The following is a 14,004-nucleotide window of genomic DNA, read 5'->3' on the forward strand; positions in this document are numbered from 1 at the left end:
TCGTCCTCGCTGGAGATGGTGGTCCGTCAGAGCATGTGCACGCGGCGGTAGACCGCCGCGGCGCGGCTGGTGATCAGCCCGGTCTCGGCGAGGAACGCCATCAGGTGCCGGGAGCTGTTGCGCATCATCGCCTTGCGGTGCTCGTTGCCCCGCACCTCGTCGAGGGCCCGCGCGACGTCCAGCCCGGCGGCCTTGTAGACGCCCGGGTGCACCATGCTGCTGACGATGACGTACGCGCCGATCGCGATGCCGGTGGCCGAGGCGCGCCGGCGGGCCGGGCTCGCGTGGCGCACCCGCTCGCGGATCTCCTGCCGGGCGAACTTCATGTGCCGCGACTCCTCGACCACGTGGATCCGGGAGGTGCCGCGGACGATCTCCAGGACGTTCTCGCCGCGCATCCAGTCGCGCTGCATGACGTCCAGCACCTCCTCGGCCACCAGGATGCCGCCGTAGGCGAGTTCGCCCTTGGCGAGTGCCTTGAAGGCGCGCCCGGCCTGGGCGATCACCTTGTTGGGGCGGTAGGCGGGGACGCCCATCTTCTGGCAGGCGCGGGCGAACATGATCGAGTGGCGGCACTCGTCGGCGATCTCGGTGAGCGCGAACTGGAACTCGGCGTTGGCCGGGTTCTTGAGGTACTGGTCGCGCAGCACCATCTGCTGGAGGATCATCTCGAACCAGATGCCGGTGTTCATGATCGAGCAGACCTCGTGCCGGGTGAGGGTGACCCGCTGCCGCTCGGTCATCTCGTCCCACAACCGGGTGCCGTAGAGGGTGCTCCACTCGGGGTTGAGGCCGTAGTGCTCCGCCGGGAGGGAGGCGTCCCAGTCGATCTCGGTCATCGGGTCGTAGGAGAGGGTGGCGGCCGACTCCAGCAGCCGCTTCGAGACGTCGTCGTCGGCCGCCGTGTGACCGTGATCCGCCGCCGCCTGCCTGGTGAGAGCCATCGCTGCCTCCTGGTGCCTGCCCCTGCGGGTTCCCGCTCACCCGCTTATTAGACGGACAGTACAATAAGAGCCGGTCCCCGAGAACCCCCCGCGCAGCGCCGAACCCGCGCGCAGCGCCGAACCCGCGCGCAGCGCCGAACCCGCGCGGAGGGCCGAACCCGCGCGGAGGGCCGCGCGCGGCGGAGGGCGGACCTCACCGCTCACGGGTCCCGCCCAATTGCCTGCACGTGCGGTCCAGCGCGGACCACATGGCCTCCAGCCCCGCCGGGATCGGTGCTCGGGCGCCGGCAGGCGCCGGGTCAGCGGCCGGGCCGGTCCGCGGCGTCGAAGGCGGCCAGGGAGAGCGCGCCGGGGGCGAGGGCGCGGTGGAGGGCGGTGAGCACGGGGGACTCCAGGCCGCCGAGGGCTTCGGCGAGTTCGTCGGTGACGTCCTGGACGATCTCGGCGGCCACTGCGGCCGCGGGGGTGCGGGGGCCGAGTTTGCTGACGGCCGCCGCGGCGCGGGCGGGGGTGAGCAGCGCGGAGGCCTGGACCAGGAGCCAGCCGGGGACGCCGGCCGCGCCCTCCGGCGGGGGGAGGTAGGGGCGGGCGCCGTCGTAGCGCTCATCCTCGGCGAAGGCCCGCTGTTTGACCTTGATCACCGGCCGGGCGGCCGCCGACTCGTGCCATGCGCCGGCGGGCTTGAGGACGTACCCCTCGGCGAGGTTGTCGGGCAGTTCGGGCAGGCCGAACAGGGCGGGCACCCGAGTGGGGAAGGTGACGGGCAGGTCCTGGAGGACGTTCGGAGTGCCGCGCCCGAGCAGGGGTACGCAGGCGAGCCCGGCGGTGGCGGCCGCGGACCGGAGCTCCCGGTCGGGGATCCACCACCGACCCCCGTCCGTCTCCACCGTGGCGTCGAAGGGCAGCCAGCGCAGCCCCGGGGCGTACCAGACGCCGGTCTGGACGGGTTCGACGCCGTCGGCGGCGGGCACCTCGGGGTGCGGGTAGCGGCCGCCGGCCAGCTCGCCGTACACGGTGACGAGGGCTCCCGGGTGTTCCAGCAGCACGGCCGCCGCGAAGCGCCCGGCGGCGACCCGGAGTTGCGGCCAGATCCGGCTGACGCCGAAGAAGGCGTCGAGATCCTCGTCGCCGAGCAGGTCGCGCCGCTTGGCGGCCCGTACGGAGTTCCCGTCGCAGACCACGGCGAAGTGCGCGCCGTGCACCTTCTCGGCCGCGATCCACTCACGGCCGCCGGATGCGCCGGGGCGCCCCTTCGCGGGGATCTTCGGATAGGGCGTCAGTTCGGACCGGGAGTCGGGCACGAAGGGGATCCTCGCCGCAACGCCCCTCCCTGGCAACGGAGATATCCCGGACAGGGCCTGGGCCACCCGCTCCCACAGCCCGCGAGGTGGGCGTGGAGGAGGTCCTCGGCCTCCGCCGCCGTCCGGTGACCGATGAGGACGCGGGCGGTGAGCCCGTCGGTGAGGGCGAGCAGCGTACGGGCCTCGCGCCAACCAGCCCCGGATCCGCCGTCGCATCAGCGCCGCGCCCCTCACCCCTCAAGACGGGAGCCCCGCCCCCAGGCAGCCGACCACAGCGCGCCGACTACGTCTCGTGTCGGCCCGAGCGCCCTGCGTGAGATGATCACGCGAGGTCACCGTGATCCGACCCCGAGGAGTAGGCATGGCCGAGCGCCAGAACGGCACCGTGAAGTGGTTCAACGACGAGAAGGGCTACGGGTTCATCAGCCCGGAGTCCGGCCCCGACCTGTTCGTGCATTTCCGGTCGATCGAGTCGACCGGCTTCAAGTCCCTGGTGGAGGGTCAGAAGGTCTCCTTCGAGGTCACCCAGGGACAGAAGGGCCCGCAGGCCGACAAGGTCCAGGTCGAGCAGTAGACGCCCCGGCGGACCCCCGCGCGCGCCCGGTCGATCGCGACCGGGCGCGCGTTCCGTTTTCCGGGGCCGGGGCCGGGGCCGGGGATTGGGCAACAGGCGGCAGGCGGCAGGCACCGACGGACGGCCGGGCGAGCGGGCGGCCCTACTTGGACCGCAGCGCGGTCAGCACGCCCTGCACCTGCTGGGTCATCGCCGGGGGCAACGCGCCGTACTTCAGCGACTCGCCCGTCGCCTGGCCCGGTGCGCTGACCGCGTAGGAGGCGAAACTCGCCATGACGGCGGCGCCCCCGCCGCTCCCACAGAAGTCGAGGTAGCTGAAACCGACCACGGGGTAACCGGACTTGACCGGCTTCTGGTAGTCGAGCTCGACCGAGAGCCTGCTGCCCGAGGCCGCCACGGTGCCGGTCGCAGCCATGGCGTTGGCGCCCGCGGTGCTCGGGGCGACGTCGCCGTCACCGGTCCGCACCCGGGCCGTGTGGAGGTTGCCGACGTCCTTCAGCGGCACGAAGCCGATCGAACCCATGGCTCCGGCGATGGCACCGGGGATGCCCGCTTCGGTCGCGCCGGTCCCGGTCTTCTCCCCGGAGTCCCAGACCGGGCCCGGATTGAACGGCCAGTCGGCGGGTGCCGCCTTGCCGAGATAGTGGGCGAAGACGAAGGCGGACCAGGACAGGCCGGTCGGGACCCGTACGTCGATCGATGAACCGGGCAGCACGGTGGTCGGGTTGAGCGCCCTGATCGCCGGATCGTTCCAGGTCCGGATCTGGCCCCGGAAGATCTTGGCGAGCGTCGGTGCGTCGAACACCAGATCCGTCACCCCCGGCACGTTGAAGACCACCGCGACCGGCAGCACCGCGATCGGGACTTGGGCCATCTGTCCCGAGACGCAATGCCTGCCGGTCTGACCCACCTGGCTGTCGGGCACCGCATCGTCGACGGTGGCGGCCTCGAGGCGGCCGACGGCGAAGTCGGCCACGTTGGTGTTGCCGAACGGGTTGCTCGGGTCTCCGACGAGCGGGGCCCGGTAGCTGAGTCGGTTGCTCGGGCAGGCCTCGCCGAAGTCCGCCGTCCACTTCTTGACCAGGTCGGCCTCCATCCCGTCCGAGCCGACGACCGCCGTCTCGGCCGTGTCGGTCGGGGCGCAGCCGAGGCCTGTGGCGGCTGCGGACGGGCCGGCCTGCCCGGCCTGCCCGGTACTCGGCTCCCGGTCGTGCCGGACCAGGTAGCCGAGCGTGCCCGCCGCGGCGACCACGACGGCGGCCAGCGCCGAGCCGATCAGCAGGGCCCGGCGCGGGCGGGGGCCCCGTTCGGCGGCGGAGGACGGCGGGAGGTGCGGCGGGGCGGCCGGCGGCACCGGCGGCTGCTCCGGCGCCGGGGCGACCGGGCTGGCGGCCGTCGGCGTCGCGACCGCCGGGGCGACCGGGCTGGCGGCCGTCGGCGTCGCGACCGCCGGGGCAGCCGGGGCGGCCGGGGCAGGCGCCGGCACAGCAACCGGAGCCACCGGCCCCGTCCGCAGCCGGACCGTCCGCTCCCGCGCACTCTCCGCGATGATCCTCAACAGCCCCTCCACCGTGGGCCGCTGCTCCGGATCCTTGGCCAGGCAGCCGGTGATCAGCGGGAGCAGCTCCGGCGCCAGCCCGGCGAGGTCCGGCTCCTCGTAGACCACCCGGAATCCCACCGCGTGCGAGGAGTCGGCGCCGAACGGGCCGCGCCCGGTGGCCGCGAAGGCGAGGACCGAGCCGAGGGCGAACACATCGGTGGCGGTCGTCGCCGTACCGCTGCGGAACTGTTCGGGCGCCATGAACGGCGGGGTGCCGACGGCGACTCCGGTGCTGGTGAGCTGGGTCTCGCCGGCGCTGCGGGCGATCCCGAAGTCGATGACGCGCGGGCCGTCCTCGGCGAGCAGCACATTGCCGGGCTTGAGGTCGCGGTGCACCAGCCCGACGCGGTGGATCTCCTGGAGCGCCTCGGCCAGTCCGGCGGCCAGGCGGCGGACCTCGGGCGGGGTCAACGGGCCCTGCCCGGCGATGCGTTCGCCCAGGGAGGGGCCGGGGATGAAGAGGGTGGCCAGCCAGGGGGCCGGGGCGTCGGGGTCCGCGTCGAGGACGGGCGCGGTGAAGGCACCGCTGACCTTGCGGGCGGCCGTGACCTCCTGCCGGAAGCGGGCCCGGAACTCCGCGTCGGCGGCCAGTTCGGGCCGGATGACCTTGACCGCCACCTGGCGGCCGGAGACCGACCGGGCGCGGTAGACCACGCCCATGCCGCCCGCCCCGAGCCGGCCCTCCAGGAGGTACCCGCCGATCTCGCGCGGATCGTGTTCCGACAGGGTCACGTGCCGTTCCCTCCCCCAGGCATGTCCGGCCGACCGGCCCAGCCTAAGGCCTGCCTCCCCGCCTCCTGCCTCCTGCCTCCTGCCTCCTGCCTCCTGGTGGAGGCCCGAGTCGGCCGGGGAAGCCGGCTCAGCCCGTGAACCCCGGCACCACCAGTCCCGACTCGTAGGCGATCACCACCGCGTGGGTCCGGTTCTGCGCCCCGAGCTTCGTCAGCACGTTCCCGACGTGGGTCTTCACCGTCTCCTGGCTCACCGTCAGCATCTCGGCGATCTCCGGGTTGGACAGCCCGGTGGCCATCAGCCGCAACACCTCCTCCTCGCGCCCGGTCAGCGCCGCCCGGGGCAGCGCCTCGGCGGAGTCCAGCGGGCGGGCGGCGACCATCCGGCGCAGCGCGGCCGGGAACAGGATCGCCTCCCCCGCCGCCACCACCCGGACCGCCTCGGCGATCTGCCGGACCGGCAGCCGCTTGAGCACGAAGCCGCTGGCCCCGGCGCTGAGCGCGGCGGTGACGTAGCCGTCGTTCTCGAAGGTGGTGATCACCACGACCCTCGGCGGCTCGGCGGACTCCGCCAGCAGCTGCCGGGTGGCCTCGATCCCGTTGCGGCGCGGCATCCGCACGTCCATCAGAACCACGTCCGGACGCAGTCGCAGCGCCTGCTCGACCGCGTCGACGCCGTCGGCGGCCTCCCCGATCACCTCGATCCCCGGCTGGACGGAGAGCAGGGTGCGCAGGCCACTGCGGGTGACTTCGTCGTCGTCCGCGATCAGCAGCGTGACGGGGGCACCGGACGCGGTGCTCACACCGTCGCCCGGACCGGCAGCCGGACCGCCAGCTTCCAGCTCTCGGGCCCGTCCGGCCCGGCCGCGAACTCGCCGTGCAGCAGCCGTACCCGCTCGGCCAGTCCGGGCAGGCCGTGCCCGGAGGTCGGGAAGGCGCCGGTTCCGGTTCCGGATCCGGTCCGGTTGACCACCCGCAGCTCCAGCACGTCCGGCGCCGCCACCACGCCGACCTCGATCGGGCCGCCGGTCCCGTGCCGCAGGGCGTTGGTCAGTCCTTCCTGAAGGATCCGGTACGCCGCCCTGGAGAGCGTCCCCGGCACCTGGGCGAGGTCGCCGGCGAGGGCCGGGTCCACCACGGCGCCCGCGTGGCGCAGCCGGTCCAGCAGTTCGGGCAGGTCGGCGAGGGTCCGGGTGGGTGCCGTGGCCGCGTCCTCCTCGCGCAGCACACCGAGCACGTAGTCCAGGTCCTCCAGCGCGGCCCGGGTGGACTCCTCGATGCTGCGCATGGCGGCCCGCGCCGCCGCCGGATCGTCGGCGAGCACCTCGCCCGCCACCGCGGCCTGGATGGTGGCCGCCGTCAGAGTGTGCCCGATGGAGTCGTGCAACTCGTGGGCGAGCCGGTTGCGTTCGGCCAGCGCCAGTTCCCGTTCGGCGGCCAGCGCGAGCCGCTCGGCGGCGGACGGTCCGAGCAGCCGCGGCGCCGCCCAGCGCAGGACCCCCGTCACCACCGCGCAGCCGGTCACCGCCAGCAGCACGCAGACGACCGCCGGCAGGCAGCTCCACCAGCCGTCCGGCACCTCCAGCGACCAGCCGAACAGGCTGAACCGCGCCTCGCCGCCGAGCCAGCCGAACGGCAGGGAGAGGCCCATGAGCAGCAGCACCCCGCTCACCAGCGCGCCCGTCCATCCCAATGCCGCCTGCAGCACCAGCCAGGCCGGCGTCCGCCAGCGGTCGGCCCCGGACGGCCGGCGCCCTGCGGCGGCCGCCGGCAGCGGCACCCCCAGCATTCGACGGGCGGACGCGACCAGGGCGCGCCGGGTGGTGCGGGCCAGCCCGAGCAGACCGGTCAGCACCGTCCAGAGCAGCAGGGTCAGGGCGAACCGCACGAGATACGGAGCCGACGCCCAGCCGAGCGCCGGCAGGGCGGCGAGCGGCAGCAGCGGAAGGCTCGCCAGCGCGCCGCAGTAGGCGAACAGTGCGCCCGTGTACGTGGAGCCGCGGAGCAGCGGCCGAAGTGCTCTGATCATGTCCGCCAGTATGTCCGGGCAGGTCAGCGAGGGCCTCCCCCGATCGGGGGAGCGCGTTTTCCCGCCTTTCCGCGATGTGCGCCGGGGGCGCCGGAGCCCAGGATCGAGTCACTTGCTCACCGACGCATCCACCACCGGCGAGCCCCCGACCGGCAGACCCACGACCGGCGGACCCACAGCCGACGAATCCACAGGAGTCGACCCATGCGTGACCTGACCCAGCAGAAGCCCCGTTCCTCCCGGCGGCGGCGGGGCGTGTCCGCCGCGCTGGTCCTCGGCCTCATCACGGCCGGCGCCCTGGCCCCCGCGACGGCCGTCGCCGCCAAGCCGAACACCGTCCAGCAGGGCCTGAACGCCCTGGTGCGCTCCGACGGCCTGCCCGCCGCACTGGCGAGCGTCCAGGACCGTACGGGCCGGACCCGCCACTACACGGCGGGGGTCGGCAACCTGGCCACCGGCGCGAAGGTGCCCAAGGACGGCCAGGTGCGGATCGGCAGCAACACCAAGACCTTCACCGCCGTCGTCGCCCTGCAACTGGTCGGCGAGGGGAAGGTCAAGCTGGACGAGCAGGTCGAGACCTACCTCCCCGGCATCGTGCGCGGGGACGGCATCGACGGGCACGGGATCACCGTCCGCCAGCTCCTCCAGCACACCAGCGGGCTCCCCGAGTACGAGGGGGACATCGACGAATCCGTCATGCAGCAGCGGTACTTCGAGCCGCGCGAGCTGCTGGACCTGGCCTTCCGGCACCCGGCCCACTTCGCCCCCGGGAAGGCGTTCAAGTACAGCAGCACCAACTACGTGCTGGTCGGCCTGATCATCCAGAAGGTCACCGGCCGACCGCTCGCCGAGGAGATCGACCGGCGGATCATCCAGCGCATCGGCCTGCGCCACACCTACTTCCCCGCCACCGGGGACCGCGGCATCCGGGAGGCCCACCCCAGCGGCTACCGCCAGGAGAAGCCGGGCGGCCCGCTGATCGACACCACCGAGCTGGACCCCTCCGCGGGCTGGGCGGCGGGTCAGATGACCTCCACCGACTCCGACCTGAACCGGTTCTTCACCGCCCTGCTGGGCGGCCGGCTGCTCTCCCCGGACCTCCTCGCCCAGATGCGCACCACCGTCCCCATCGGGGACACCGGCGCCGGCTACGGGCTGGGGATCATCAGCCGGCCGCTGTCCTGCGGCGGCGTCTACTGGGGCCACGGCGGCGACATCCCGGGCTACGAGTCCCGCGGCGGCGCGACGGACGACGGCCGCGCCGCCGACATCACCGTGACCAGCGTCCCGGCGGACGACGCGGTCACCCGGCACCTGGAGGACGTCGTGGACACGGCCCTCTGCCGCTGACCCGGACCGCCCCGACGACTGTCCCCCGGCCCCGGCCCCGGGGGACCTCACCCGTCGAAGTTGGACCAGAAGATCCCGACCCCCGCTCCACTGCCGTCCCGACCGACCAGGATGCTGTTCGCCGTGAAGTCACAGGTCGGGAAGACCAGGCTGTTGGCGCCGCTCTCCGGGTCGACGACGACATCGAGCACCGGCGTCCGGGAGCCCGCCTCCTGCTGCGCGGCGAGCTCGGCCACGGCCCGGGCCACGGGGTCCTCCGCGTCCGCGAATCCGGCGGTCCGCCGGAGGGCCCCGCCGATCGCCAGCCTGTCCGGGGTGCTGGAGTGGATCGCCGAGGCGTGCTCGCTCAGCATGTTGACGTCGTCCGACGCCTCCTCCCAGCTCGCCCCCACCAGTGCCTCCGGGGCGGTGCCGCCGACGACCAGCGCGACCGCGGAGACGGTGGCGCCCCGCTCGTCGTCCCAGTCGTACGCCAGGTACACCTCGTGCAGCCCCTCGGCGATGTCGTCGAAGGTGAAGTACTCCCCGCCCTCGAGCCCGCACACCGCGATGTCCCCGCGGCTCGACAGGCGCCCCGCCAACGTGAACTCGCCCAGGAAGCCCGGATCGTCCTCCGAACCGTTCGCCTTCAGAACCGCTTCGATCGCTTCGATCATCTTCATGCCGGGGAGTGTGTCACCCCCCTCCGACAGGAGCCCGTGCGGGAGCCGCAAACAGAACGGCCGGTCGATCCGAAGATCGACCGGCCGTTCGCTGTGCGCGAGGGGGGAGTTGAACCCCCACGCCCTTTCGGGCACTGGAACCTGAATCCAGCGCGTCTGCCTATTCCGCCACCCGCGCATCTGGGTGATGGGTTAACTATAGACCATCTTCAGGGGTGCCTCCGACCAGGTCAGAGCGACGAAGGGGGGCCGCCCACCGCGGGGCGGCGCCCGTGGTCCGGCCGGCCCCGGCCGGACCACGGCCTGCGACGATGAGCCCGTCGAACGATCGAGCAGGGGGACCGCATGGAGCTACGGCAGCTGCGCTGCTTCGTCGCCGTCGCCGAGGAACTGCACTTCGGCCGGGCCGCCGAGCGACTGCTGCTCGGACAACCGGCGGTGAGCCAGCAGGTCCGGCGGCTGGAGCGGGAGTTGAAGGTCGAGCTGTTCGACCGCTCGCCCCGGTACGTCCGGCTGACCCCGGCCGGGGAGCGCTTCCTGCCCGCCGCCCGCAACGTCCTGGCGGCCGAGGACGCGGCCCGCGCGCTCGCCGCCGACCTGGCCGCGCCCGCCGTACTGCGACTGGGCACCGTCACCGGGCTCGCCGAGCGGCTCGACCTGATCCTGGAGACCTACCAGCAACGGGCTCCCGGCGTACGCGTCGAACTGCACTCCGCCCCGGTGCGGGAGCGGCTGGCCCGACTCTCGGACGGCCGCCTGGACGCCGCCTTCGTCCGCGGTGCGATCGCCGAGCACAGCCCGGATCTGCACTTCCTGCCGGTCTGGGAGGACGAGTTGGTGCTCGCCCTGCCCGCCCGACACCCGCTGGCCACCCGGCCCGAGCTCGATCTCGCCGAACTCGCCGACCTGCCACTGCGGTTGACCGAACACCGCAACCACCCGGCGCTGGTGGACCTGGTACTGGACGCCTGCGCACAGGCCGGCTTCCGGCCCGTCCTCGGCCCGCCGCACGGCGCCCTGCAGGACACCCTGGCGTCGATCGGCACCGGCACCCCGATGTGGACGGTGGTGTACGCCGCCAACGCCCGGCTGGTGAACACCCACCGGGTGGCCTTCCGCCGCTGCCGCACCCCGCTGGCCCTGGCCACCTCGGTCGCCGTACGGCGCTCCACGCCACCGCCCCGACTGCTCCTGGAGGCCTGCCGCACCCCACTGGCCTGGGACGATCAGGATTCGTGATCGCTGCCAGAGCGATTCGGGTCTGGATGCGGGCGGGCCCGATCCGGTGGACTGTTCCCAGCCGGAGAACCCGGCGGAGGAGCCCGGCGGACCAGCCGGGCAGGACACCCGGTCAGGAGCCGAAGATGCCGATCGTCACCATCCAGCAGGGCCCGCGCAGCGTCGAGCAGAAGCGCGAGCTGGTCGAGAAGGTCACCGAGGCCTTCGTGGACACCCTCGGCGTCCCGGCCGAGAGCGTGTTCGTGTTCGTCAACGAGTACCAGCCGGACAACTGGGGCACGGCCGGCAAGCTCACCGCGGACCGCTAGCCCCGGCAGGACCGATGGGCCCGGCGATCCGCCGGGCCCGCCGGCCCCGATGAGCACTGGGGGCCGCCCACCGAGCGGATCCTTCGTCCACCGACGATGTTCTGACCAGGCATGGCCAAAACTCGCCGGTAGGGGACGGGGGGTGGAGTTAGCCTGGCGACATGGTTGCAAACTACAAGGACGCAGTCGCCATGAGTGACCAGGAGTTCGTCAGCGCACCCGCCCTGATCCTCCGTTCGCTCGCCTCCCGCCCGCACCGGCGTGCCATCACCACCGCCGACCGGGTCGAGATCACCGCCGGCGACTTCGCCGCCGCCACCTACCGCCTCGCCCACGAGCTGCTCGCCCGCGGCATCACCCGCGGCTCGACCGTCACCCTGCTCACCGGCAACACCGCCGAGGCCCTCAGCGCCCGCTACGCCGCGGGCCTGGCCGGCGCCCGGGTGGTCAACCTCTACGACGGGATGAGCGCCCCGGTCCTGGCCGAGATCGTCGCCAGCGTCGACACCACCGTGCTCCTCGTCGACGCCGAACGCCACGCCGACGCACCCGCGTTGCTGCCGCTGATCGACGTCCCCGCCGTCCTCACCCTGGGCCCCGGCCCCGACGGAACCGGCACCGACGGCACCATCGGCGAGGACGTCATCGCCGCCTCCGCCACCCGCCCCGCCGCGGAACCCGCCGTCCCCATCGGCCCCGGCGACGACCTCGGCATCCGCCACACCGGCGGCACCACCGGCATCCCCAAGGGCATCCTCAGCCTCCACGGGCCCCTCCGCCGGATGTTCGACACCCCCCTCCACGACCGCCCGGGCGCCGAGCCGCCCCGCCTGCTCGCCGCCACCTCGATCGCCCACCTCGCCGGTGTGCTCGCCGACCTGACGCTCCACGAGGGCGGATCCGTCGTCCTCCAGCGCTCCTTCGAGCCCGGCGACGTCCTCGCCGCGATCGAGCGCGAACGCATCACCGACCTGTGGGTGCTGCCCCCGCTGCTCTACCGGCTGCTCGACCACCCGGCGATCGGCCGCACCGACCTGTCCAGCCTGCAGCGGATCGACTACGGAGGCTGCGCCTCCTCCCCGACCCGGATCCGGGAGGCCCTCAAGGTCTTCGGCCCCGTCCTGGTCAGCCTGTACGGCATGTCGGAGGCGCAGAAGATCGCCGTCCTCACTCCGGGCGAGTACGCGCGGTTCGGCGAGGACGGTCCGCTCCCGGTCGGTCGGCCCTTCCCCGAGGTGGAGGTGGAGATCCGCGCCGCCGACGGCACCGTGCTGCCGCCCGGCGAGCAGGGCGAGGTGCACGTCCGCTCGGCGATGCTGATGGCCGGGTACTGGAAGCTGCCCGACCTCACCGCCCGGGTCCTGCGCGACGGCTGGCTCGACACGGGCGACATCGGGTACTTCGACACCGACGGCTACCTCTACCTGGCCGACCGCCTCAAGGACCTCATCATCGTCGTCGGCGGGCACGTCTACCCGACCGAGGTCGAGGAGCTCCTGCTCACCCACCCGACCATCGCCCAGTGCGCCGTCTTCGGCGTACGCGACGACCAGGAGGCCGAGCACGTCCACGCCGCCGTCGTCCCCGCCGCCGGGCAGCGGCCGACCCTGGACGAGGTCCGCGCCTTCGTCACCGCCCACAAGGGCCGCATCTACGCCCCCGAAGCCCTCCACCTCCTCGACGCCATCCCGCTCACCTCCGTCGGCAAGCCCGACAAGAAGCGCCTCCGCGAGTCCCTCCCCCGCTGAGCCCGCCGGGGGACGCGCACCGAAACCCCACCGAACCCCGCACGGATCCCCACCCGCTTTCACCCCCAGGCGGGGTTTGGCTCAATGAACCACCACCCCGGTGCCGAGAAGCCAACGGGGGGTGGCGGCGCTGAGGGCCGCCACCCCTCCCCCCGCCCGAGGGCCACCGCCGCGCGCTCACTCCTCGGCGGCGGCCGCCTCCAGGCAGCAGTCCACGAACGCCCGCACCACCGGGTCACCGTCGTCCGCCGGGGACCACGCGACCGCGATCCGGCTCGGGCTCACCCCGCCGACCGGCCGGTAGGCGATCCCCGGGCGGGCGTAGAAGCGGGCGGTGGAGGCGGGGGCGAGCGCGACGCCGTAGCCGTTGGCGATCGCGCTCAGCCAGTCGTCCGGGTGCTCCACCACCGCGCCGAAGCGCACCGGGCGGCCCTCCCGCTCGTCGGCGGCCACCCAGTAGTCCCGCCAGCGGCCGGTCTCGGCCGGGGCCGCCACGAACGGCTCGTCCCACAGCTCGCGGAACGGCACCACCTCCAGCGCGGCCAGCCGGTGCCCGGCCGGCAGCACGACCCAGCGCGGCTCGGTGGACAACTCGGCCACCCGCAGCCGCTCCTGACCGGGGAACGGCAACCGCAGCAGCGCCGCGTCCACCTCGCCCGCCGCCAGGCCCGCCGTCGGATCCGACCAGGCGGTGTGCCGCATCTCGACCCGCCAGCCCGGCTGCCGGGCGGAGAACGCGGCGACGATGCCCGGGGTCGCCTCGTTCGCCGCGCTCGCCAGGAAGCCGACCCGCAGCACCCGCGCCGCCCGGCTCGCCGCGCCCCTGGTCTCCCGCAGCGCCGCGTCCCAGTCCGCCAGCAGTCCCGGGACCCGAGCCGCCAGGCTCCGGCCGGCCACCGTCAGCGCCATCCCGGCCCGGGACCGGACGAACAGCGGCACCCCGAGCAGCTTCTCCAATTGCCGGACCTGCTTGGTCAACGCGGGCTGGGAGACGTACAGCCGCTCCGCCGCGCGGGTCAGGCTGCCCTCCTCCGCGACGGCGGCGAAGGTGCGCAGCAACCGGGTGTCCACATCCATTCCACCAGGTTATGGAAGCGGGTATTGGACGCGACGGGAGCACCCTGACGAGGCTGGAGCCATGTCCATCGCCTGTCTGATCGTCACCGTCCTCGCCGTTGCCGCCAACGCCGGGATCGCCGCCGCCGACTTCGCCAGGGCCCCGTTCGTCCTGGCCAACTCCGCCGAGGTGCGGGTGAAACCGGAGTGGGTCCCGTGGCTGGCCGCCCTCAAGGCGGCCGGGGCCGCCGGACTGCTCATCGGCCTGGTCGGCTATCCGCCGCTGGGTGTCGCGGCCGCGATCGGGCTGGTGCTCTTCTACCTCGGCGCGGTGGCCACCCACGTCCGCACCGGGGTGCTGCACAACCTGTACTTCCCGGCCGGCTACCTCGCCCTGGCCGTGGCCACCCTGGCGCTCGTCCTCACCCACTGAGGCCGCACCGGCCGGCACCCGCGCGAGCG

13 protein-coding genes and 1 tRNA gene are annotated in these 14,004 nt (G+C 73.7%); 6 read left to right on the top strand and 8 right to left on the bottom strand.

Annotated features, from left to right (window positions below):
- Nucleotides 1-26: 26 nt before the first annotated feature.
- Both ACZ7BZ_RS10330 and ACZ7BZ_RS10335 read right to left on the bottom strand, forming a co-directional pair.
- Entirely contained in the window at nt 27-944 is a 918-nt protein-coding gene (locus ACZ7BZ_RS10330; protein WP_470357981.1) for an AurF N-oxygenase family protein, read from the bottom strand.
- Nucleotides 945-1,243: 299 nt separating this feature from the next.
- Nucleotides 1,244-2,245 carry an RNA ligase family protein gene (locus ACZ7BZ_RS10335; protein WP_470357982.1) on the bottom strand — a complete coding sequence of 334 codons (1,002 nt, stop codon included), beginning with the start codon at nt 2,243-2,245 and terminating at the stop codon, nt 1,244-1,246.
- Between the two features lie 361 nt (nt 2,246-2,606).
- Here ACZ7BZ_RS10335 and ACZ7BZ_RS10340 point away from each other — a divergent pair, with 361 nt between their 5' ends.
- Nucleotides 2,607-2,819, top strand: coding sequence for a cold-shock protein (locus ACZ7BZ_RS10340; RefSeq protein ID WP_470357983.1), 213 nt, complete (start codon nt 2,607-2,609; stop codon nt 2,817-2,819).
- 142 nt (nt 2,820-2,961) lie between these two features.
- On the opposite strand, the gene ACZ7BZ_RS10345 is transcribed toward ACZ7BZ_RS10340, so the two are convergent.
- From ACZ7BZ_RS10345 to ACZ7BZ_RS10355, 3 genes are all read right to left on the bottom strand, one after another.
- Entirely contained in the window at nt 2,962-5,151 is a 2,190-nt protein-coding gene (locus tag ACZ7BZ_RS10345) for a serine/threonine-protein kinase (protein ID WP_470357984.1), read from the bottom strand.
- 127 nt (nt 5,152-5,278) lie between these two features.
- Complete coding sequence (locus ACZ7BZ_RS10350; RefSeq protein WP_470357985.1) at nt 5,279-5,953, bottom strand: response regulator; 675 nt, start codon at nt 5,951-5,953, stop codon at nt 5,279-5,281.
- A complete protein-coding gene (locus ACZ7BZ_RS10355; protein ID WP_470357986.1) occupies nt 5,950-7,179 on the bottom strand; it encodes a sensor histidine kinase in 1,230 nt (409 codons plus the stop codon). The genes ACZ7BZ_RS10350 and ACZ7BZ_RS10355 overlap by 4 nt, the downstream gene beginning before the upstream one ends.
- 204 nt (nt 7,180-7,383) lie before the next feature.
- Between ACZ7BZ_RS10355 and ACZ7BZ_RS10360 the strand changes: the two genes are divergently transcribed.
- A complete protein-coding gene (locus ACZ7BZ_RS10360) occupies nt 7,384-8,529 on the top strand; it encodes a serine hydrolase domain-containing protein (protein WP_470357987.1) in 1,146 nt (381 codons plus the stop codon).
- A 47-nt stretch (nt 8,530-8,576) separates the two neighbouring features.
- Here ACZ7BZ_RS10360 and ACZ7BZ_RS10365 read toward each other — a convergent pair whose 3' ends face one another.
- Nucleotides 8,577-9,191: a hypothetical protein gene (locus ACZ7BZ_RS10365; protein WP_470357988.1), complete on the bottom strand. Its 615-nt coding sequence runs from the start codon at nt 9,189-9,191 to the stop codon at nt 8,577-8,579.
- Nucleotides 9,192-9,285: 94 nt separating this feature from the next.
- A tRNA-Leu gene (locus tag ACZ7BZ_RS10370) sits at nt 9,286-9,369 on the bottom strand.
- A 167-nt stretch (nt 9,370-9,536) separates the two neighbouring features.
- Between ACZ7BZ_RS10370 and ACZ7BZ_RS10375 the strand changes: the two genes are divergently transcribed.
- From ACZ7BZ_RS10375 to ACZ7BZ_RS10385, 3 genes are all read left to right on the top strand, one after another.
- Nucleotides 9,537-10,430: a LysR family transcriptional regulator gene (locus ACZ7BZ_RS10375; protein ID WP_470357989.1), complete on the top strand. Its 894-nt coding sequence runs from the start codon at nt 9,537-9,539 to the stop codon at nt 10,428-10,430.
- Between the two features lie 125 nt (nt 10,431-10,555).
- Nucleotides 10,556-10,738, top strand: a complete 183-nt coding sequence (gene dmpI, locus ACZ7BZ_RS10380; protein ID WP_465744322.1) for a 4-oxalocrotonate tautomerase DmpI — start codon at nt 10,556-10,558, stop codon at nt 10,736-10,738.
- 191 nt (nt 10,739-10,929) lie between these two features.
- Nucleotides 10,930-12,486 (top strand): AMP-binding protein, encoded by a 1,557-nt coding sequence (locus ACZ7BZ_RS10385; protein WP_470357990.1) that lies wholly within the window; start codon nt 10,930-10,932, stop codon nt 12,484-12,486.
- A 177-nt stretch (nt 12,487-12,663) separates the two neighbouring features.
- Here ACZ7BZ_RS10385 and ACZ7BZ_RS10390 read toward each other — a convergent pair whose 3' ends face one another.
- A complete protein-coding gene (locus tag ACZ7BZ_RS10390; protein WP_470357991.1) occupies nt 12,664-13,563 on the bottom strand; it encodes a LysR family transcriptional regulator in 900 nt (299 codons plus the stop codon).
- Between the two features lie 61 nt (nt 13,564-13,624).
- Here ACZ7BZ_RS10390 and ACZ7BZ_RS10395 point away from each other — a divergent pair, with 61 nt between their 5' ends.
- Nucleotides 13,625-13,975, top strand: a complete 351-nt coding sequence (locus tag ACZ7BZ_RS10395) for a DoxX family protein (protein ID WP_470357992.1) — start codon at nt 13,625-13,627, stop codon at nt 13,973-13,975.
- Nucleotides 13,976-14,004: the final 29 nt, after the last annotated feature.

It is taken from the genome of Kitasatospora sp. NPDC036934 (assembly GCF_055608425.1).

What these genes read in the sequence shown, in the direction of transcription:
- ACZ7BZ_RS10330 (WP_470357981.1), bottom strand. Translation starts at nt 944, where the DNA reads ATGGCTCTCACCAGGCAGGCGGCGGCGGATCACGGTCACACGGCGGCC.
- ACZ7BZ_RS10340 (WP_470357983.1), top strand. Translation starts at nt 2,607, where the DNA reads ATGGCCGAGCGCCAGAACGGCACCGTGAAGTGGTTCAACGACGAGAAG.
- ACZ7BZ_RS10355 (WP_470357986.1), bottom strand. Translation starts at nt 7,179, where the DNA reads ATGATCAGAGCACTTCGGCCGCTGCTCCGCGGCTCCACGTACACGGGC.
- ACZ7BZ_RS10360 (WP_470357987.1), top strand. Translation starts at nt 7,384, where the DNA reads ATGCGTGACCTGACCCAGCAGAAGCCCCGTTCCTCCCGGCGGCGGCGG.
- ACZ7BZ_RS10365 (WP_470357988.1), bottom strand. Translation starts at nt 9,191, where the DNA reads ATGAAGATGATCGAAGCGATCGAAGCGGTTCTGAAGGCGAACGGTTCG.
- ACZ7BZ_RS10375 (WP_470357989.1), top strand. Translation starts at nt 9,537, where the DNA reads ATGGAGCTACGGCAGCTGCGCTGCTTCGTCGCCGTCGCCGAGGAACTG.
- dmpI (WP_465744322.1), top strand. Translation starts at nt 10,556, where the DNA reads ATGCCGATCGTCACCATCCAGCAGGGCCCGCGCAGCGTCGAGCAGAAG.
- ACZ7BZ_RS10385 (WP_470357990.1), top strand. Translation starts at nt 10,930, where the DNA reads ATGAGTGACCAGGAGTTCGTCAGCGCACCCGCCCTGATCCTCCGTTCG.
- ACZ7BZ_RS10390 (WP_470357991.1), bottom strand. Translation starts at nt 13,563, where the DNA reads ATGGATGTGGACACCCGGTTGCTGCGCACCTTCGCCGCCGTCGCGGAG.
- ACZ7BZ_RS10395 (WP_470357992.1), top strand. Translation starts at nt 13,625, where the DNA reads ATGTCCATCGCCTGTCTGATCGTCACCGTCCTCGCCGTTGCCGCCAAC.